17 protein-coding genes are annotated in these 19,828 nt (G+C 64.8%); 13 read left to right on the top strand and 4 right to left on the bottom strand.

Annotation, left to right across the window (positions count from 1 at the left end; genetic code table 11):
* Window positions 1-72: 72 nt before the first annotated feature.
* The 9 genes from queA to fabV all read left to right on the top strand — a co-directional run bounded on the left by queA (window position 73) and on the right by fabV (window position 11,052).
* Window positions 73-1,116, top strand: a complete 1,044-nt coding sequence (queA, locus tag BCV67_RS01820; protein ID WP_062166218.1) for a tRNA preQ1(34) S-adenosylmethionine ribosyltransferase-isomerase QueA — start codon at window positions 73-75, stop codon at window positions 1,114-1,116.
* A gap of 93 nt (window positions 1,117-1,209) precedes the next feature.
* The gene (locus BCV67_RS01815; protein ID WP_062166217.1) at window positions 1,210-2,283 is read left to right on the top strand and encodes a Fe(3+) ABC transporter substrate-binding protein; all 1,074 of its coding nucleotides are present in this window, start codon (window positions 1,210-1,212) and stop codon (window positions 2,281-2,283) included.
* A 72-nt stretch (window positions 2,284-2,355) separates the two neighbouring features.
* Complete coding sequence (locus BCV67_RS01810; RefSeq protein ID WP_062166216.1) at window positions 2,356-4,008, top strand: ABC transporter permease; 1,653 nt, start codon at window positions 2,356-2,358, stop codon at window positions 4,006-4,008.
* Window positions 3,998-4,999 (top strand): ABC transporter ATP-binding protein, encoded by a 1,002-nt coding sequence (locus BCV67_RS01805; RefSeq protein ID WP_065868006.1) that lies wholly within the window; start codon window positions 3,998-4,000, stop codon window positions 4,997-4,999. The genes BCV67_RS01810 and BCV67_RS01805 overlap by 11 nt, the downstream gene beginning before the upstream one ends.
* Window positions 5,000-5,073: 74 nt before the next feature.
* Window positions 5,074-6,213: a tRNA guanosine(34) transglycosylase Tgt gene (tgt, locus tag BCV67_RS01800; protein WP_062166215.1), complete on the top strand. Its 1,140-nt coding sequence runs from the start codon at window positions 5,074-5,076 to the stop codon at window positions 6,211-6,213.
* A gap of 128 nt (window positions 6,214-6,341) precedes the next feature.
* Window positions 6,342-6,671 (top strand): preprotein translocase subunit YajC, encoded by a 330-nt coding sequence (gene yajC, locus BCV67_RS01795; RefSeq protein WP_057629810.1) that lies wholly within the window; start codon window positions 6,342-6,344, stop codon window positions 6,669-6,671.
* A gap of 57 nt (window positions 6,672-6,728) precedes the next feature.
* Window positions 6,729-8,573, top strand: coding sequence for a protein translocase subunit SecD (gene secD, locus BCV67_RS01790; protein ID WP_062166214.1), 1,845 nt, complete (start codon window positions 6,729-6,731; stop codon window positions 8,571-8,573).
* Between the two features lie 61 nt (window positions 8,574-8,634).
* On the top strand, window positions 8,635-9,603 hold the full coding sequence (gene secF, locus BCV67_RS01785; RefSeq protein ID WP_062166213.1) for a protein translocase subunit SecF: 969 nt from the start codon (window positions 8,635-8,637) through the stop codon (window positions 9,601-9,603).
* Window positions 9,604-9,792: 189 nt separating this feature from the next.
* Window positions 9,793-11,052, top strand: coding sequence for an enoyl-ACP reductase FabV (fabV, locus tag BCV67_RS01780; RefSeq protein ID WP_062166212.1), 1,260 nt, complete (start codon window positions 9,793-9,795; stop codon window positions 11,050-11,052).
* Between the two features lie 344 nt (window positions 11,053-11,396).
* On the opposite strand, the gene BCV67_RS01775 is transcribed toward fabV, so the two are convergent.
* The 3 genes from BCV67_RS01775 to BCV67_RS01765 all read right to left on the bottom strand — a co-directional run bounded on the left by BCV67_RS01775 (window position 11,397) and on the right by BCV67_RS01765 (window position 15,405).
* On the bottom strand, window positions 11,397-13,466 hold the full coding sequence (locus BCV67_RS01775; RefSeq protein ID WP_062166211.1) for an EAL domain-containing response regulator: 2,070 nt from the start codon (window positions 13,464-13,466) through the stop codon (window positions 11,397-11,399).
* A gap of 193 nt (window positions 13,467-13,659) precedes the next feature.
* Window positions 13,660-14,850: an NAD(P)/FAD-dependent oxidoreductase gene (locus BCV67_RS01770; protein WP_062166210.1), complete on the bottom strand. Its 1,191-nt coding sequence runs from the start codon at window positions 14,848-14,850 to the stop codon at window positions 13,660-13,662.
* A 6-nt stretch (window positions 14,851-14,856) separates the two neighbouring features.
* A complete protein-coding gene (locus BCV67_RS01765) occupies window positions 14,857-15,405 on the bottom strand; it encodes a YaeQ family protein (protein ID WP_057629788.1) in 549 nt (182 codons plus the stop codon).
* Between the two features lie 63 nt (window positions 15,406-15,468).
* Here BCV67_RS01765 and BCV67_RS01760 point away from each other — a divergent pair, with 63 nt between their 5' ends.
* Complete coding sequence (locus tag BCV67_RS01760; RefSeq protein ID WP_062166209.1) at window positions 15,469-16,338, top strand: pseudouridine synthase; 870 nt, start codon at window positions 15,469-15,471, stop codon at window positions 16,336-16,338.
* A 3-nt stretch (window positions 16,339-16,341) separates the two neighbouring features.
* On the opposite strand, the gene BCV67_RS01755 is transcribed toward BCV67_RS01760, so the two are convergent.
* Window positions 16,342-16,815: a YaiI/YqxD family protein gene (locus tag BCV67_RS01755; protein ID WP_062166208.1), complete on the bottom strand. Its 474-nt coding sequence runs from the start codon at window positions 16,813-16,815 to the stop codon at window positions 16,342-16,344.
* Window positions 16,816-17,124: 309 nt separating this feature from the next.
* Here BCV67_RS01755 and BCV67_RS01750 point away from each other — a divergent pair, with 309 nt between their 5' ends.
* The 3 genes from BCV67_RS01750 to BCV67_RS01740 all read left to right on the top strand — a co-directional run bounded on the left by BCV67_RS01750 (window position 17,125) and on the right by BCV67_RS01740 (window position 19,820).
* Complete coding sequence (locus BCV67_RS01750) at window positions 17,125-17,334, top strand: cold-shock protein (RefSeq protein ID WP_054659637.1); 210 nt, start codon at window positions 17,125-17,127, stop codon at window positions 17,332-17,334.
* Between the two features lie 180 nt (window positions 17,335-17,514).
* Window positions 17,515-18,207 (top strand): glutathione S-transferase family protein, encoded by a 693-nt coding sequence (locus tag BCV67_RS01745; RefSeq protein WP_062171320.1) that lies wholly within the window; start codon window positions 17,515-17,517, stop codon window positions 18,205-18,207.
* A gap of 50 nt (window positions 18,208-18,257) precedes the next feature.
* Window positions 18,258-19,820 carry a protein adenylyltransferase SelO gene (locus tag BCV67_RS01740; RefSeq protein WP_062166207.1) on the top strand — a complete coding sequence of 521 codons (1,563 nt, stop codon included), beginning with the start codon at window positions 18,258-18,260 and terminating at the stop codon, window positions 19,818-19,820.
* Window positions 19,821-19,828 lie beyond the last annotated feature (8 nt).

The following is a 19,828-nucleotide window of genomic DNA, read 5'->3' as shown; positions in this document are numbered from 1 at the left end:
GCCGCCGGCCAAACACCGGGCTGCCGGCCGCCGGGAGCTACAATAGCCGGCTCCCCGTACGAAGTTCCGGCCTTGAAGAAGTCCGATTTCACCTATGACCTGCCTGAGGAATTGATTGCCCAGGCTCCCTTGGCCGAGCGTTCGGCCAGCCGTCTGTTGCTGGTACCGCCGGCGCCGGGCGCGTTCGACGACCGCCATGTCAGCGACCTGCCCGCGTTGCTGCAGCCCGGTGATCTGCTGGTGTTCAACGACACCCGGGTCATTCCGGCGCGCCTGTTCGGGCAGAAGGCCAGCGGCGGCCGCGTCGAGATCCTGATCGAACGCCTGTTGGGCGGTCAGCAGGCACGTGCGCAGATCGGTGCCAGCAAGTCGCCCAAGCCCGGCAGTCGTATTCAGCTCGATGCCGGTGGCGAAGCCGAAGTGCTGGGGCGCGATGGCGAGTTCTACGTGCTGCGTTTCGACATCCCCGAGTCGCTGGAATCCTGGCTGGTGCACGAAGGCCGGCTGCCGCTGCCGCCCTATATCCATCGCGAGCCCGGTGCTGACGACCGTGAGCGTTACCAGACTGTGTTCGCCAAGCAGATCGGCGCGGTGGCGGCTCCTACGGCCGGCCTGCATTTCGACGAGCCACTGCTGGCGCGCCTGCGCGAGGGTGGCGTGCAGTTCGGCCATATCACCCTGCACGTGGGTGCCGGCACCTTCCAGCCGGTGCGGGTGGATGACCTGTCGCAGCATGTGATGCACCGCGAATGGCTCAATGTCGGTGCCGAGCTGGTGGAGCAGGTGCGCCGCACCCGCGCTGCCGGTGGCCGCGTGATCGGCGTCGGCACCACCGTGGTGCGGGCACTGGAAAGCGCAATGCGCGAGGGCGAGCTGCACCCGTATGCCGGCGAAACCCAGATATTCATCACCCCGGGTTACCGCATCCGCAGCGTCGATGCGATGGTCACCAACTTCCATCTGCCGGAAAGCACCTTGCTTATGATGATCAGCGCGTTTGCCGGCAAGGCACGGGTGTTCGAGGCCTATGCGCACGCCATCGAACAGAAGTACCGCTTCTTCAGCTATGGCGATGCGATGTTGCTGTTCCCGGGCGGCGAGGGTGCGGCAGATTGACGCAGTGCAGGGATCGATCAAATGAGATAGATTCTCATTTGATCCGTTTCCGGCCATGGTGGTCGGTTCCGACGACCACTTCCGGAGTATTCCATGCGTCATCCGAAGCGTGCCGCCGGCCATCTGGCTGCCCTGTGTTCCCTCGTCCTGCTTGGCGCCTGCGCCAAAACCGGCGATACCTCTGCGACCGCGCCGCAGGCGGCGGGTGCCGGTGAGGTCAACCTCTACACCACACGCGAACCCGCCTTGGTACAGCCGCTGCTGGACGCCTTCACCGCCGATACCGGCATCAAGGTCAACACGGTGCTGCTGAAAGACGGCCTGACCGAGCGGCTCGCTGCCGAAGGCGAGCGTTCACCGGCCGACGTGCTGATGACGGTCGACACCGGGCGGCTGCTCGACGTGGTCGAAGCCGGCCACACCCAGGCGGTGAAATCGCAGGTACTTGAAGCTGCCATCCCTGCGCACCTGCGCTCGCCGGAAGGCCAGTGGTTTGCGTTGTCGCTGCGTGACCGGGTGGTCTACGCCGACAATGACCTGGATCTGACCGGCTTCACCTACGAAGACCTGGCCGACCCGAAGTGGAAAGGACGGGTCTGCATCCGTTCCGGCCAGCACCCGTACAACACCAGCCTGTTCGCAGCGATGATCGCGCACGATGGCGCGGAGAAAACCGAGGCCTGGTTGCGTGGTGTGAAGGCCAACCTGGCGCGCAAGGCTGCGGGCGGTGACCGTGACGTGGCGCGCGACATTCTCGCCGGTATCTGCGATATCGGCGTTGCCAACGCGTATTACGTCGGCCGGATGAAGAATGCCGAGGAAGGCTCCGAACAGCGCATCTGGGGCGATGCCATCCAGGTGGTGCGGCCGGTGTTTGCCAGTGCGGCCGATACCGGCACCCACGTCAATATTTCCGGCGCCGCAGTGGCTCGCCATGCGCCCAATCACGACAACGCGGTCAAGCTGCTGGAATACCTGGTCAGCGACAGCTCGCAGAGCCTGTACGCCCGCGCCAACTACGAATATCCGGTGAAGCCGGGCGTGGCCTTGGATCCCGTGGTTGCCAGCTTTGGGCCGATGAAGGTGGACCCGTTGCCGTTGGCCGAGGTGGTGGCCAACCGCAAGCTGGCCAGTGAGCTGGTGGACAAGGTCGGCTTCGATAATTGAACCTTGCGGTTCCCTACGGGCCGGTGCCGCCACAACGGTGCCGGCCTGTTGCTTTGTGATGGATAGTGCTTGATGACGTGGCGATGGAATCCGTGGCTGCTGGGTGCGGTAGCGGTGGCAGCACTGATGCTGGCACCGGTGCTGGGCCTGGCCTGGGCCGCCAGCGATGGCAGCGCCGGGCTGTGGTCACACCTGTGGGCCAATGTGCTGCCCACAGCCTTGCTCAACACCGGCCTGTTGCTGCTGGGCGTTGGTTTATTGGTCGGCGTGCTGGGCACCGGCAGTGCCTGGCTGGTGACCGCTTTTGCATTCCCCGGGCGCAGGCTGCTGAGTTGGGCCTTGTTACTGCCGCTGGCCGTGCCGACTTATATCGCTGCCTTTGCCTATCTGGATGTCCTGCATCCGCTCGGCCCGGTGCAAGGGCTTGTCCGCGACCTATTGGGCTATGACAGTCCGCGTCAGTTCCGCCTGCCGGACATCCGCCATCTCGGCGGCTGCATCGTGCTGCTGGGTTTCGTGCTCTATCCCTATGTGTACCTGACCACCCGCGCCTTGTTCATGACCCAGGCCGCCGGCCTGCTGGAAGCAGCGCGCAGCCTCGGCGCCACGCCTTTGCAGGTGTTCTGGCGGGTGGCTTTGCCATTGGCGCGGCCGGCAATTGCGGTTGGCGTGGCCTTGGCCCTGCTGGAAACCCTCAACGATATCGGGGCCTCCGAATTCCTCGGCGTGCAGACGCTCACCGTATCCATCTACACCACCTGGGTCAGTCGTGGTGACCTGGCTGGCGCGGCGCAGATCGCATTGGCGATGCTGTTGGTGGTCGCCTTGTTGCTGGCTTTGGAACGCCATGGACGACGTCGTCAGCGTTATGCGAGCGTGGTGCGGCCACGCCCGTTGCAGCCGCAGCCGCTGCGCGGCGGTCGCGCACTACTGGTGCTGCTGCTGGTGTCGTTACCGGTACTGCTGGGCTTTGTGGTGCCGGCGGCCTATCTGCTGTGGGAAGCGATAGCGCGGTTGCAGGTGGCCGGCATCTCGCCACAGTTGCTGGTCGCGCTGTGGAATACCGTGCGGGTGGCATTGATGGCAACGTGCGCCGCGATGGTGCTGGGTCTGCTGGTTGCCTGGGCGCTACGCCTGGCGCAGGCGCGGCGAGGGCAGCGGCTGGCTGCGGCCAGCAGTCGCATCGCTGCGCTTGGTTACGCCATCCCGGGTACGGTGCTGGCCATCGGGCTGTTGCTGCCGCTGGGCGGAGTGGATGCCTTCGCCAGCCGGCTGCTGGTGGTGTTCGGTGGCCAACCGCAGATGCTGCTGATGGGCTCGGTGAGCCTGCTGGTGCTGGCCTATACGCTGCGTTTCCTGGCCGTGTCGGTGGGAGGTATTGAATCGGGCCTGGCACGCATTCCGCTCTCGCTGGATCAGGCTGCTGCCAATCTGGGCGAGCGGCCGGCCGGCATGCTGCGGCGGGTGCATCTGCCATTGCTGCGCCCGGCCTTGGCCGCTGCCGCATTGCTGGTGTTCGTCGACACCATGAAGGAGCTGTCGGCCACCTTGGTGTTGCGACCGATGAATTTTGAAACCCTGGCTACCTGGTTGTATGCCGAAGCCGCGCGCGGCACCTACGAGGAAGGCGCGGTGGCTGCCTTGTTGATCGTCATCAGCGGCCTGTTGCCAGTGATTCTGCTGGCGCGCGCGGGCGCTGCGTATGGAGTGAAAAATGCACGTTGAGACGCAACTGGTATTGGACGGTCTGCAGATCGGCTATCCCAGCGCGGGCGGCTTCAAGCAGGTGGTGCAGGGCTTGTCGCTGCGGCTGGAACGCGGCCAGATCGGTTGCCTGCTGGGTGCCTCCGGCTGCGGCAAGACCACGGTGCTGCGCAGCATTGCCGGCTTCGAGCCGCTGCAGCGCGGCCGCATCGAACTTGCCGGCCGCTGCCTGGCCACGGCGCAGCAGGGACTGCCGGCCGAGCAGCGCCGGGTTGGCATGATGTTCCAGGACTACGCGTTGTTTCCGCATATGGATGTGGCCGCCAACATCGGTTTCGGCCTGCGCGGGCTGCCGCGTGCACAACGCCAGGCGCGGGTGCAGGCCTTGTTGCAGCACGTCGCATTGCAGGGGCTGGATCGGCGCTACCCGCATGAACTGTCCGGCGGTCAACAACAGCGCGTGGCGTTGGCCCGTGCCTTGGCGCCGGCGCCGGACCTGCTGTTGCTGGACGAGCCGTTCTCGAACCTGGACGTGGATACCCGCCAGCGGCTCGCCGGCGAATTGCGCGACATGCTGAAGGCGGCCGGCACCACCGTATTGATGGTGACCCACGACCAGGCCGAGGCGTTCGCGATGGCGGACCGCGTCGGGGTCATGCACGAAGGCCGATTGCTGCAGTGGGACAGTGCGCAGACGCTGTATGCCGCGCCGCTGGACCCCTTTGTGGCCGGTTTCATTGGCCGCGGCACGGTGATCGATGCCGCGCAACTGGGCGCGGGGCAGGGCGGGCGGGTGCTGGTGCGGCCGCACAGCCTGCGGTTGGACCCGGCCGCAGCGTTGCGCGCGCGGGTCGAGACTGTGGTGTTCCGTGGGCCCGGCAGCAGCGGCTGGGTGCGGCTGGCCCAAGGGGAGCGGTTGGAACTGGATTTCGGCCCCGGTCCGCTGCCGGAGATCGGCGCCGAGGTGGGTCTGGCCTGGCACGATCCTGCGCCGGTACGTTTCGCTGACTGACCGGTTTCGGCTGAAAGTTCGCCCTGCCGGTCCATATCCGCGACAATTGCCGCAACTGACGCCTCAATGCTTCCATGTCCAGATTGCAGTTCAAGCTCCAGAACACCGATGGCCGCGCCCGCCGTGGCCAGCTCTCTTTCCCGCGCGGCACCGTGCAGACGCCGGCCTTCATGCCGGTGGGCACCTATGGCTCGGTGAAGGGCGTGCTGCCTGAGCAGGTGCGCGCGCTCGGAGCCGAGATCATCCTCGGCAACACCTTCCATCTGTACCTGCGTCCGGGCCTGGATGTGATCGCTGACCACGGTGGCCTACACGGGTTCTGCCAGTGGAATGGACCGATCCTGACCGATTCGGGTGGTTTCCAGGTGTTTTCGTTGGCGCATCGCCGCAAGATCACCGAAGAAGGCGTCACGTTTGCGTCGCCGACCGACGGTTCCCGGGTCTTCCTGGGCCCGGAAGAGAGCATGAAGATCCAGAAGGTGCTGGATTCGGACATCGTGATGATCTTCGACGAATGCACGCCGTACCCGGCCACCGAGCAGGTCGCGCGCACGTCGATGGAGCTGAGCCTGCGCTGGGCCCAGCGCAGCCGCAACGCGCATGACGCCATGGGTAACGATGCGGCGCTGTTCGGCATCGTCCAGGGCGGGGTGCATACCGAACTGCGCAGCCGCTCGGCCGAGGGCCTGCAGCAGATCGGCTTCGATGGCTATGCCATCGGCGGGCTGGCGGTGGGTGAGCCCGAACATGAGCGCAACGCCATGCTCGACCACATGCACCCGATCCTGCCGGCCGATCGCCCGCGCTACCTGATGGGCGTTGGGCGCCCGGAAGACTTGGTCGAAGGCGTGGCCCGTGGCGTGGACATGTTTGACTGCGTCATGCCCACCCGTAATGCCCGCAATGGCCACTATTTCACCTCGTTCGGCACCGTTCGCATCCGTAACGCCCGTTATGAGCGCGATATGGACGTGATCGAGCCCGGCTGCGGCTGCCATGCCTGCACCGGCGGTTATACGCGCTCCTACCTGCGCCACCTGGACCGCTGCAACGAGATGCTGGCGCCGATGCTGGGCACCCTGCACAACCTGTTCTATTACGAAAAACTGATGGCCGACATGCGCGCCGCCATCGAGGCGGGAACCTTCCTGGCCTTCCGCGAGTCCTTCTATGCAGCCCGGGGCCTGAGCGTTCCGGCGTTGTCGGGGGAGTAGCGGCGCTTCACACGGCCCGGGACTAGCTCCCGGGCGCGTGGCATACTTCACGGCTGACCCCCGTTTCGCGGTAACTGCTGCAGGCCATCCGGCCCGGGTGGGTGCCGCCCAACATCAAGGACTACAAAATGACTCTCATGGCTATCCTGCTCCCCGTCGCCCAGGCCGCACCGGCCGCACCGGGCATGGGCACCTTCCTGCTGCCCATCGCGCTGATCGCAGTGATGTACTTCCTGATGATCCGCCCGCAGATGAAGCGTCAGAAAGAACACAAGGCAATGCTGGAGAAGATCTCCAAGGGTGACGAAGTGCTGACCTCCGGCGGCATCGCTGGCGTGGTCACCGACATCGGCGACAACTTCATCACCGTGGAAGTGGCCGACAACGTCCGCATCCGCGTACAGAAGGGTTCGGTCGGCAACGTCCTGCCCAAGGGCACGCTGAAGTCCGCTGCCTGAGACTGGCCCCTTTCCGTCACGTCGTGACGCCGCCCCGGCGTCGCGCAGGATCCTGCAATGCTTGAATTTCCGCGCTGGAAGTACTTCCTGATTCTGATCGTTCTGGCGGTCAGCGCACTGTACGCGCTGCCCAACATCTACCAGAAGGATCCGTCCGTTCAGATCACCGCAAACCGTGGCGGGCAAATCGATGACGCACTCGAAGAGCGCGTGGTCAAGGCGCTGAGCGAGGCCGGTGTCGCCACCAAGTCGGTGGAGAAGGAGGGCGATAACAACCTCATCGTTCGCCTGACGTCGCTGGATGCGCAGTCGCGTGCCAATGAGGTGGTGCGCGAAATGGCCGGTGAAAACTACACCGTGGCCCTGAACCTGGCCTCGACCGTACCTGACTGGCTGGCCAACCTCGGTGGCAAGCCGATGGTGCTGGGCCTTGATCTGGTCGGCGGCGTGCACTTCGCCCTGCAGGTGGACCAGAAGGCTGCGGTGGACAAGCGTTTTGAAGCGTTCACCGAAGACGTCCGCACCACGCTGCGCGACAACCGCGTCTCCTATCGTTCGGTCGAGCGCCGTGGCGAGAGCGACATCGTGGTTTCGCTGGCCAATGCCGCTGACGCCGACAAGGCACGTGCCGCGCTGGCCAAGGCGCAGCCGACCTTCACCTATTCGGTGAACGGCGAGCGCATCACCGCGACCGTGCCGCAGACGGAAATGCAGCAGATCGCCTCCGGCGCGATCGAGCAGAACCTGACTACCCTGCGCAACCGCGTCAACGAACTGGGCGTGGCCGAGCCGATCATCCAGCGCCAGGGCGAAGACCGCATCGTGGTCGAGCTGCCGGGTGTGCAGGACACCGCTGAAGCCAAGCGCATGATCGGTGCCACCGCCACGCTGGAATACCGCGCCGTGGTGGATGGCAACGCCGAAGATGCCGCCAACACCGGCCGCATTCCGCCGGAAGCCAAGCTGTACCGCGACCGCGCTGGCCGCCCGGTGTTGCTGAACAAGCGCACCATCGTCACCGGCGACCAGATGGTCAAGGCCAGCACCTCCACCGACCAGAACGGCCTGCCTTCGGTCAGCGTCACGCTGAACAGTGTCGGCGGCCAGCGCATGTTCGATTTCACCAGCGCCAATGTCGGCAAGCCGATGGCGGTGGTCTACACCGAGCGGATTCCGCAGGTGACCATGGTCAACGGTGTCGAGCAGCGCAGCTTCCGGGTCAAGGAAGAAGTGATCTCGGTGGCCAACATCAACGGCGTGTTCGGCAAGGAGTTCCAGACCACCGGCCTGGAGAAGACCGAGGCCGATGGCCTGGCCAAGCTGCTGCGCGCCGGTTCGCTGGCTGCGCCGATGGACTTCGTCGAGGAATACGTGATCGGCCCGAGCCTGGGTAAGGAGAACGTGGACCGCGGCGTCAAGGCGGTGGTGTTCTCGTTCGTGTTCACCCTGGTGTTCTTCGCCATCTACTACCGCATGTTCGGCGTGATCACCTCGGTGGCACTGCTGTTCAACCTGCTGATAGTGGTGGCGGTGATGTCGATGTTCGGCGCCACCATGACCTTGCCTGGCTTTGCCGGCCTGGCCTTGTCGGTGGGCTTGTCGGTCGACGCCAACGTGCTGATCAACGAACGTATCCGTGAAGAGTTGCGACTGGGCATGCCGGCCAAGAAGGCCATCGCGGAAGGTTACGAGCGCGCCTCGGGCACCATCCTCGACGCCAACCTTACTGGCCTGATCGTCGGTGTGGCGCTGTACGCATTCGGTACCGGCCCGCTGAAGGGTTTCGCGCTGACCATGATCATCGGTATTTTCGCCTCCATGTTCACTGCGATCACCGTATCGCGTGCGCTGGCGACGCTGATCTACGCCAAGCGCAAGAAGCTGACCTCCGTGGCCATCTGACGCGAATCTCTTCGCAGAAGCCCGCATCCGAGTGGTGCGGGTTTTCCAAGGAACTCCTTGCATGAAACTGTTTCCACTTCACATCGTTCCGAACGACACCAACATCGACTTCATGAGTCACCGCAAGCCGGTGCTCGCGATCATGGTGGTGTTGCTGCTGGCTTCGTTCGCCATCATCGGCTTCAAGGGCTTCAACTACGCGCTGGAGTTCACCGGCGGTACGGTTGTGCGCACCCACTTTGAAAAGAGTGTGGACGCCGACACGGTGCGCGAGCGTCTGGACAAGGCCGGCTTCGACAATGCCCAGGTGCAGAGCGTGGGCGGTGGCAATGACCTGATGATCCGCCTGCCGCCGGATGGCGAGCACAACAACGCTGCCGATGCCGCGCAGAAGGTGGCCGAGCGCGTACGCGCTGCGGTGACTGCACCGGACAACACCGCCACCGTGCAGCCGGGTGAGTTCGTTGGCCCGCAGGTCGGCAAGGACCTGGCGATGAACGGCATCTATGCCACGCTGTTCATGGTGATCGGCTTCCTGATCTACATCGCCGCCCGCTTCGAATGGAAGTTCGCCATCGTCGCCAGCGTCACCGCGTTCTTCGACTTGATCCTGACCATCGCCTACATGTCGCTGGTTGGCCGTGAGTTCGACCTGACCGTGTTGGCCGGTATGTTGTCGGTGATGGGTTTTGCCATCAACGACATCATCGTGGTGTTCGACCGTGTGCGCGAAAACTTCCGCAGCCTGCGCGTGGAGCCGCTGGAAGTGCTGAACCGTTCGATCAACCAGACGCTGTCGCGTACGGTGATCACCGCGGTACTGTTCTTCCTGTCGGCATTGGCGCTGTACCTGTTCGGTGGTGAGTCGATGGAAGGCCTGGCCGAAACCCACATGGTGGGTGCGGTGATCGTGGTCATCTCCTCGATCATCGTGGCGGTGCCGCTGCTCAGCATCGGCCCGTTCAAGGTCACCAAGCAGGATCTGCTGCCCAAGGCCAAGGACGAGGAAGAGCTGGCCCGTCGCCCCTGACCGGCCCGCATTGTTCCGCTGAAAAGCCGCGCCCCGCGCGGCTTTTCTTTTGGTCGCGATATCTGCAGGGGCAGGGCGTTCCATGCGGTGGCGTCGGTTGTTTTCGATGCGGCAGCGCACTACGATCCTCCCGGTTCAGCGCGCAATCCGCTTGCGCTGCTGTCTTCTGTTTAGCCAACCGAGGTTTTCATGGTCATCAAACCGCGTGTGCGCGGCTTCATCTGCGTCACCACCCATCCGACTGGTTGCGATGCGGCGGTCAAGGAACAGATCGACTACATCAAGTCGCAGCCCAAGCTGGCCAACGGACCGAAGAAGGTCCTGGTGCTGGGTGCCTCCACCGGTTACGGCCTGGCCGCCCGCATCAAGGCTGCCTTTGGCAGCGACGCCGCCACCCTGGGCGTGTTCTTCGAGCGTCCGGGTACGGAAACCAAGCCGGGCACGGCGGGCTGGTACAACACGGCTGCATTCGAAAAGTATGCGCACCAGGCCGGCCTGTATGCGCGCAGCGTCAACGGTGATGCGTTCTCCGACGAGGTGAAGCAGAAGGTCATCGAGATCATCAAGGCCGATCTGGGCCAGGTCGACCAGGTGGTCTACAGCCTGGCTGCACCGCGTCGCAAGCACCCCAGGACCGGCGAGATCATCAGCTCCACGCTCAAGCCGATTGGCGCGCCGATCACCCTGCGTGGTCTGGATACCGACAAGGAAGTGCTGACCGAAACCACCCTGCAGCCGGCAACGGCCGAGGAAATCGCCGGCACCGTGCAGGTGATGGGCGGCGAGGACTGGCAGATGTGGATCGACGCACTACTGGAAGCCGGCGTGCTGGCACCGGGTGCGACCACCACCGCGTTCACCTATGTGGGCGAAGAGATCACCCAGGCCATCTACTGGAACGGTTCGATCGGCGCGGCCAAGAAGGACCTGGACAACAAGGTGCTGGCGATCCGCGACAAGCTGCAGAGCCTGGGTGGCGATGCGCGCGTGTCGGTGCTCAAGGCAGTGGTGACCCAGGCCAGCTCGGCCATCCCGACCATGCCGCTGTATCTGTCGCTGCTGTTCAAGGTGATGAAAGAGCAGGGCACCCACGAAGGCTGCATCGAGCAGCTCGACACCCTGTACGACATCCTCTACAACGGCCCGCAGGGCGGCGCCAATGCGGCCGACCATATCCGCCAGCAGCTGCAGGATGCGCAGGGCCGTGAGATCGCGCTGGTGGACGGTGAAGGCCGTCTGCGTGCCGACTACAAGGAAATGGCACCGGAAGTGCAGAGCAAGGTGCTGGAGCTGTGGCCGCAGGTGACCAATGAGAATCTGTACGAGATCAGCGACCTGGCGGGTTACAAGGCTGACTTCCTGCGTCTGTTCGGGTTTGGCATCGACGGCGTGGATTACGACACCGATGTGAATCCGGAAGTAGCGATTCCGGGGATTGTCGAGGTTTGAGTTTGTTGGTTTTGTAGTTGTGAAAAGGCCGCGCTTTGCGCGGCCTTTTTTTGGGCTTTTTTCGAGGAGCGTCTGGGATTTTTAGCTAGAAGCTTCCCCTCACCCCAACCCCCGCTCCGCGCCCCGGCCCTTGCCCTGGCGCAAGGTCGTTCAAGGAGCAGCGAACCGTTGGTTCGCAAGCTGCTCCTTTCACCCCGCGTGCGGGAGAGGGGCTAGCAATGCCTGCGCTCGCAGTGCACTAGCAGCCGACGCGATCCGAGCCCCTCTCCCGCCTGCGGGAGAGGGGTTGGGGTGAGGGCAGCTCTTGGCGCAGACAAAGCAGCCAGCAGCAACCCAACAACCCATCAACCAAACTCAAAATCCATCTCAGCCGTCGGCGGCCCGACGAAATCGCCTTCCACATAGTCAACGCCAGCGCTGAACAACAAGCTCATGGTCGAGGCATCAGCCACGAACTCGGCGATGGTCAGGATGCCTGCGGACTGCGCCTTGGTGGTGATTTCCTGGGTCTTCTCCAGCTGCTCCTTGGCCAGGGTCGGGTCGGCGGTGAAGGCGCTGTCCAGCTTGAGGAAGCCGGGCTGGAAGTGGGCCAGCAGCTGGAAGGAATCCAGGCCCGAACCAAACTGCTCCAGGCCCACCTTGCAGCCGAGCGCGGTGACATCGCTGAGGAACTGCTGTGCATTGCGCAGGTTGGTGAATACTTTGGCTTCGGGAATCTGCAGCCACAGCTGCGCGCCGTCCACGCCTTCGGCCTGCAGGCCGTTGCGAATGACGGCCAGCAGCTCGGGATCGGAGAACGATTCGGGGGTGACGCGCACCATCAGGTGGGTGCGGTGACCGGCGCGACGGCGCTCGCCCAGCGCGCGGATGGCGTTGGACACCACCCAGCGGTTGATCGGCGCCAGCAACTCATGCTCTTGGGCAATCGGCAGAAAGGTGGCGGGGCCGACCATCTCGCCGTTGTTTTCCATCTGCAGCGAGGTGTCGTACAGCTGGATCGGCTCGCCCATCAGGTTCAGCACCGGGCGGAAGCGCAGCTGGAAGCCATCCCCTGCAATGGCCTCGCGCAGGCGCTGCACCCAGCTCTGGATGCGTTCCTCCTCGACCCGGTCGGCAGCGCCGGGGTCGAAGACCTTGACCGTGTTGCCGCCCAGTTCGATGGCCGCGCGTGCGCAGTCATTGGCGCGGTTCAGAACCTGGCCAACGCTGGCGATCTTCTCGCCCACTTGCACGCCACCGATGCTGACGGTCACCGTCGCCGAGCGTTCGCCGATGCTGAACACCGAGGAGGCGAATGCGCCGCGCACGCGCTCGGCCATCTGTGCGGTGTGCGCGTAATCGCCATGGGTGAGCAGGGCGAAATTATGCTCGCCGAAACGGGCCAGCTGCGCATCGTCGCCGATGGCTTCGGCCAGCTTGCGGCCAAGCGCGGAGATCAGCGCGTCGGCCGAGTCCAGGCCGATATCGGGCAGCAGCCGCGCGTAGTGGTCCGGCTCGACCAGCAGGAAGCCGTACTGGCCGTCACTGCGGCCGACCTGGGCTACGGCGTTCTCCAGCTGCACCATGAAGGTGGGGCGGTTGAGCAGGCCGGTGACCTGGTCGCGCTGGCGCAAGGCTTCCACTTCGCGGGCCAGTTCGGGGTCGAACTCCTCGCGGCGGCGGAACACGATCTGGAAACAGCTCTCGCCTTCATAGGTGGCGGCGGTGAACTCCATCGTTGCCGGGAAGGTGTCGCCGTCCTGGTTGCGCGCGTCTACCGCGTACTGCGGCGGCGGCGGCTCGCCCTTGCTCAGCGATTTGAGCAGCTGCTTGAAGTTCTCCACATGCTGCGGTGCAACCATGTCCAGCAGCGAGATGCCTTCCACGTCGTCGAAGGATTCATAGCCGAACATGTCCAGATAGGCTTCGTTGGCACGGATGTGCATGCCTTCGTGGATGTAGGCGATGGGGTCGCGCGAGGACGAGATAAGCGCATCGCAGCGGCGCTCGGTCTCGCGCATCTGCGCTTCGATCCGGCGCAGGCCGCGGCGCGCCTGCAGGTCGGTCCATTCGTTCTGCACCACCGACAGCAGATGGTCCGGTTGCTGGCGCAGGGCAATGGCGCGGATGCCGTTGGCGGCCGAGTCCAGCAACATCTGCGCATCGATGCTGTCGCTGAGCAGGATCATCGGAATGTCCTTGCCGCTGGCGGCAACCTGCTGGGTCAGCAGCAGCTGCGGAATAGCGTAGGAGTTGGCTGCCAGCACCAGATCAATGGGCTGGCTCAAGGCCTGGCTCAGCTCGTCGGCGCTTTGCGGCCGGGACGGGCGCACCGCGATACCGCTGTTGCGCAAGGTGCTGACGATGGCCTCGGCGCTCTCGGCGCTGTCGTCGACGATCAGCAAGCGCAAGGTGATGTCTTTGGCGTTCTGCATTCAGGACTCCCGGGGGACGGGGTTTAATACACGATGCACGGCGGTGGCGTCTATGCGCAGGTCGCTTGCCTGTGACGCATTCCCTTGCGCGCGGTGCCGTTGCCGGCGCGGATGCAGTTGCGGTGGGGGCTTGGGCGCGCCCAGTCAGCAAGGCGATTGCGACGGCAGCCGGGCGTCATGCGCGTGCCTGCGGCTACGCGGCCATGCCGGCCGCGCGGCCCGAGGCCCAGGCCCACTGGAAGTTGTAGCCGCCCAGCCAGCCGGTCACGTCCAGCACCTCGCCGATGAAGTGCAGGCCCGGTACCAGCTGCGACTCCATCGTCGCCGAGGACACCTTGCGCGTATCCACGCCGCCCAGGGTGACTTCGGCGGTGCGGTAGCCCTCGGTGCCGCTGGCCACCAACGGAAAATCGGACAGCAGGCTGGCGGCGGCCTTGAGTTCGGGTTCGTCGAGCTGGCGCATCGGCTTGTCCTTCAGCCATTGCTCGCACAGCCGCAATGCCAGCCGTCGCGGCATCACCTCGGACAGCACCGTGCGCAGCTCGGAGGCGCCGCGCTCGCGCTTCATCTGCCGCAGCCATTGGGCCGCGTCGTGATCGGGCAGCAGGTCCAGGCGCAGGTCATTGCCGGGCTGCCAGTACGAGGAAATCTGCAGGATTGCCGGCCCGCTGATGCCGCGGTGGGTGATCAGCATGAAGTTGCGGAAGCTCTGGCCGTTACAGCGTGCCTCCACCGGCAAGGCAACGCCACTGAGCTCGGCGAAGCGTTCCTGGTGCGTGCCGCTCAGGGTCAGCGGCACCAGCCCTGCGCGGGTCGGCAGCAATTCATGGCCGAAGCTGCGCGCCAGCTCGTAGCCGAAGCCTGTGGCGCCCATGCTGGGAATCGACAGCCCACCGGTGGCGATCACCACCGAGGCACTGTGGAACAGCCCCTGTGCGGTGCGCACGCGGAAACCATCGGCTCCGCGCTCGATGTGTTGCACGCCGCAATCGGTGCGGATCTTTACCCCGGCGTCGGCACATTCGTCCAGCAGCATTCTTACGATCTGCTTGGAGGAGATGTCGCAGAACAGCTGGCCCAGTTCCTTCTCGTGGTAGGCAATGCCGTGGCGCTCGACCATCTCGATGAAATCGGACGGCGTATAGCGGGCCAGCGCCGATTTGCAGAAGTGCGGGTTTGCCGAAATGAAGTTGGCTGCGGTGGTGCCGGTATTGGTGAAGTTGCAGCGCCCACCTCCGGACATCAGGATCTTCTTGCCAACCTTGTTGGCGTGGTCGATCACCTGCACAGCGCGGCCGCGCTGACCGGCGGTTAGCGCACACATCAGGCCTGCGGCGCCGGCGCCGATCACCAGTACGTCGCAGCGGATCACGTTGTCTGCCACCGCTGCTTACTCCGCCGGGCGCTTGCGCCACACCGGGATCACGTCCAGCTGGATGTGATCATTGAGGATCTGCACTTCGCCATCCTGGATCAGCACGCTCCAGCGCATCGCACGCTGCACCTGCTCACCCCAGCGTTCGACAAAGGCGGTAGGCAGGTCGACCACCGACAGGTTGTTGAAGCGGGTCAGGTGCTTGCCCTGCTTCTGCCACCAGATATCGGAGGCGTTGCCGCCGTAATTGACGATCTGCACGCGGCGGCTGCGGTTGCAGGCCTTGCGCACGCGCGATTCATCCGGATGCCCGAGGTCTATCCATTGTTCGATATCGCCGGTGTAGTCCAGCTGCCACAGGTCCGGCTCGTCCTCGCTGCTCAGGCCCTTGCCGAACTCCAGGCGGTCCTCGGCGTTGAGGGCGAAGGCGAGCAGGCGCACCATCAGGCGCTCGTCGGTTTCGGAGGGATGCTGGGCCAGGGTCAGGTTGTGGGTCGCGTAGTAACCGCGGTCCATGTCGCTGATCTGCAGCTCAGCCTTGCGGATGGTGGCGGTGAGGGCCATGGGAATACCGGGTACAAAGACCGCCCATCATAATGCCTGGCCCTGCATCGGACCCCACTCGACATGCCTGCCCCTGATCTGCCCAGCCGCCTGCAGCTCGCCCCAGGCCCGTGGACCAGCCTTTTGGAGGGTCTGTGCGCGCGCTTCCCGACAGTGGCGCGGGCGCAATGGCTGGACCGGTTTGCGCGGGGCAGGGTGCTGGGCGCGGACGGCCAGCCGCTGTCGCCGGCGCAGCCTTGGCGGGCCGGGCAGGAGATCCAGTACTTCCGCGAGGTTGTCGACGAGCCCGTGGTGCCCTTCGCCGAACGCATCCTCTACCAGGACGATCACCTGCTGGTGGCCGACAAGCCGCATTTTCTGCCGGTGACCCCGGCCGGCCGGTTCGTCCAGCAGACCCTGCTTGCGCGGCTGGTGGCCGCTACCGGCAACCGCGAGCTGGCGCCTTTGCACCGGATTGATCGCGGTACCGCAGGGCTGGTGCTGTTCTCCAGCAACCCGGCCACGCGCGCGGCGTACCAGCGACTGTTTGCCGAGCGCCGCATCGAAAAGGCGTACGAGGCGTTGGCGCCAGCCCTGCCGGAGCTGGAGTTTCCGCTGCAGCGGCACAGCCGCATCGGCCGCGGCGAGCCGTTCTTCCGCATGGCCGAGTTGCCTGGCCCGGCCAATGCACTGAGCCGTATCGACGTCATCGAGCGCGGTGATGCGGTCTGGCGCTACGTGCTGGCGCCGGTGAGCGGGCGCAAGCACCAGCTGCGCGTGCATATGGCGGCGTTGGGCGCGCCCATCCTCGGCGATGACTACTACCCGCAGGTGATCGAACGCGCGCCGGATGACTATCGTCAGCCCCTGCAATTGCTGGCGCGGCGTCTGGCGTTCATCGACCCACTCAGCGGTGAGCCGCGTGCGTTCCGCAGCGAACGCGAGCTGGGCTGAGCCTCAGCGGCGCTGCGCCAGCCAGCGGTCCAACTGGGCGGCAAAGGCCTGGCGGTCACGCGCATGCAAGGTGGCCGGGCCACCGGTCTGAACGCCGGCGCCGCGCAGTTCTTCCATGAAGTTGCGCACCGACAGCCGCTCGGCAATGGTGTTGGCGGTATACAGCTCGCCGCGTGGATTGAGCGCCACGGCCTTCTTTTCCAGCACCCGCGCGGCCAGCGGGATGTCCTGGGTAACTACCAGATCGCCCGCGCTGACCCGTTCGGCGATGGCGTCATCGGCAACATCCGGCCCGCCGGCGACCTGCATGCTGCGGATGAAGCGCGAGGGCGGGGTGCGCAGCCATTGATTGGCGACCAGCACGGTGTCGATCCTTGCCCGCTCGGCGGCGCGGAACAGGATTTCCTTGATCACCACCGGGCAGGCATCGGCATCAACCCAGATTCGGGTGGCGGAAACGGCGTCTTGAAGGCTCATGCTGCGCAGTCTATTGGATTTGCCGACTTTGCTGGCAGCGAGCTATCGCCAGAAAATTGACTGATTTCAGCCACTTAATGGCCGAACTGAATCAAATTGAATTTCTGAATACGGTAAATATCGCTTTTTGGAACAAAGCCGCGTATCGTCCATCCCACTGTGCTTGCAAGGGTCACCGTGAATCGTGGCCTGATGCAGTTGATCTTCTTGATCGGCTCATCGATCCGCTTTACCAACGCCTGCAACTCAGTCTCGGCCCCGATCTCCGGTGGCTGCGATTATTTCAACTTATGTTTCAGGAGTTAGTACATGTCTGATCGTCAGACCGGCACTGTCAAGTGGTTCAACGATGCCAAGGGCTTCGGCTTCATCACCCCGGAAAGCGGCCCGGACCTGTTCGTGCATTTCCGCGCGATCCAGGGCAACGGCTTCAAGTCGCTGCAGGAAGGCCAGAAGGTGACTTTCGTCGCCGTGCAGGGCCAGAAGGGTATGCAGGCTGACCAGGTGCAGGCGGTCTAATCGACCCCTTGCTACCGTAAGGTTGCTTGAAACGCCGGAAGCGAAAGCTTCCGGCGTTTTTGTTTATGCGTGTGTTGCCCGCAGGGTCTGCCACCGATCTTCATCTGGGCTTCGCGCGGGGCTGACGCTGCGTGTTGCCGCTCTTGGTTAGGATGAGGTTTCGATTGCATGGAGCCGGCGATGATCACGGTGCACCACCTGGAACAATCGCGTTCGCAGCGCGTGCTGTGGATGCTGGAAGAGCTGGGCCTGCCTTATGAGGTGGTCAGCTACAAGCGCGATCCCAAGACCTGGCAGGCGCCAGAGGAACTGCGCAAGGTGCATCCGCTGGGGAAATCGCCGGTGCTGCAGGACGATGCGCTGGTGCTGGCCGAATCCGGGGCGGTGCTTGAATACCTGGCCGACCGTTACGATCTGCAGCGCAACCTGTCGCCGCAGCCGTTGCCGGTAGAGGCGCCGGAGCGTCTGAAGTACCACTACTGGATGCACTACGCCGAAGGCTCGGCCATGCCGCCGCTGCTGATGAGCCTGGTGTTCGCCAGGGTACGCAAGTCGCCGATGCCGTTTTTCGCCAAACCGATCGCGCGCGGCATTGTCGACAAGGTGATGAAGACCTTCGTCGGCCCGCAGCTGCGCCTGCACCTGAACTGGATGGAGCAGAGCCTGCGCCAGTCCACCTGGTTCGCTGGCGAGCGCTTTACCGCAGCGGACATCCAGATGAGTTTCCCGATCCAGGCGGCGGCCGCCCGTGCCGGTGCAATGGCTGAGTACCCGCAGTTGCAGGCGTTCCTGGCGCGCATCGCCGAGCGGCCGGCGTTCCAGCGCGCAGTACAGCGCGGGGGTGCCTTGGATCTGGGGGCTGGTTCACGCTGAGCAGGCCGGAAGCGCTTGCGGCGCGGCCTGCCCGGCCCCACGTTCAGAGGATGAACCTTACGCCCCCGCAGTTTGACAACCGATTCCGGCACGAGCTGCCCGGCGACCCCGAAACCGGCGCCCGTCGCCGCGAGGTGACAGGTGCCGCGTGGTCGGCGGTGATGCCCACGCCGGTCGCCGCGCCGCAGCTGTTGGCGTACTCGGCCGAAGTCGCCGAGCTGCTGGGCTTCGACTCCGCAACGCTGGCCAGCCATGAATTTGCCGAGGTGTTCGCGGGCAATGCGCTGTATGCAGGCATGCAGCCCTGGGCCGCGAATTATGGTGGCCATCAGTTCGGACATTGGGCTGGGCAGCTGGGCGACGGCCGCGCCATTTCACTGGGCGAGTTGCTGGCCAATGGACAGCGCTGGGAACTGCAACTCAAGGGCGCCGGCCCAACGCCGTATTCGCGCGGTGCCGATGGACGCGCGGTACTGCGTTCATCGCTGCGTGAATTCCTGTGCTCCGAAGCCATGCATCATCTGGGCGTGCCGACCACCCGCGCGTTGAGCCTGATCGGTACCGGCGAAACGGTGGTGCGCGACATGTTCTACGACGGTCATCCGCAGGCCGAGCCGGGCGCGGTGGTATGCCGGGTAGCGCCTTCGTTCATTCGCTTTGGCAGCTTCGAGTTGCCTTCGGCGCGCGGCGATGTGCCGTTGCTGCGACAGCTGGTCGAATTCTGCATTGCCCGCGATTACCCCGAACTCCAGGGCGGCGGGGAGGCCTTGTACGCGCAATGGTTTGCCCAGGTGTGCACGCGTACTGCGGTGATGGTGGCGCACTGGATGCGGGTCGGCTTTGTGCACGGGGTAATGAACACCGACAACCTGTCCATCCTCGGCTTGACCCTGGACTACGGCCCCTACGGCTGGGTCGAGGACTACGATCCGGACTGGACGCCGAACACCACCGACGCGCAGGGCCGGCGTTACCGGTTTGGCACGCAGATGCAGGTGGCGTACTGGAACCTGGTGCGGCTGGCGCAGGCTCTGTCGCCCCTGTTTGCCGAGGTGGCGCCGCTGCAGGCGGGGCTGGATGCCTTCCGCGACCGCTATGCGGCGCAGGAGCGCGCCGATCTGGTTGCCAAGCTCGGTCTGGGCGAGTTCCGCGAAGGCGATGCCGAACTGATGGCGCAGTTCCGGCAACTGCTGCAGGACGGTGAGATGGACATGACGCTGGCATTCCGGGCCTTGGCTGCGGTCGATACCAGTGCACCGGAGGTCGCGGTGCTGGACGAGGCGTTCTACTCGGCGGCCGGCCGTGAGCGGGTGCTGCCGGCGCTGACCGACTGGCTGCAACGCCATGCGGCGCGGGTGCGTGCCAGCGGACAGGTGCGGCAGGCGCGTCACGCCGCCATGCAGGCCGCCAATCCCCGCTACGTGCTGCGCAACTGGCTGGCACAACAGGCCATCGACCGTGCCGAACAAGGCGATCTGGCCGGGATTGCTGAATTGCTCGAGGTGATGCGGCATCCTTACGACGAACAGCCCGGGCGCGAGGCATTTGCCGGCAAACGCCCGGAGTGGGCGCGCGATCGCGCCGGCTGCTCGATGCTGTCGTGCAGCTCCTGAGTACCCCT

This window comes from Stenotrophomonas nitritireducens, from assembly GCF_001700965.1.
GTDB classification, from domain to species: Bacteria; Pseudomonadota; Gammaproteobacteria; order Xanthomonadales; family Xanthomonadaceae; genus Stenotrophomonas; species Stenotrophomonas nitritireducens_A.
Note: the sequence above shows the minus strand (reverse complement) of the source record. Positions and strands in the feature narration are given on the sequence as shown.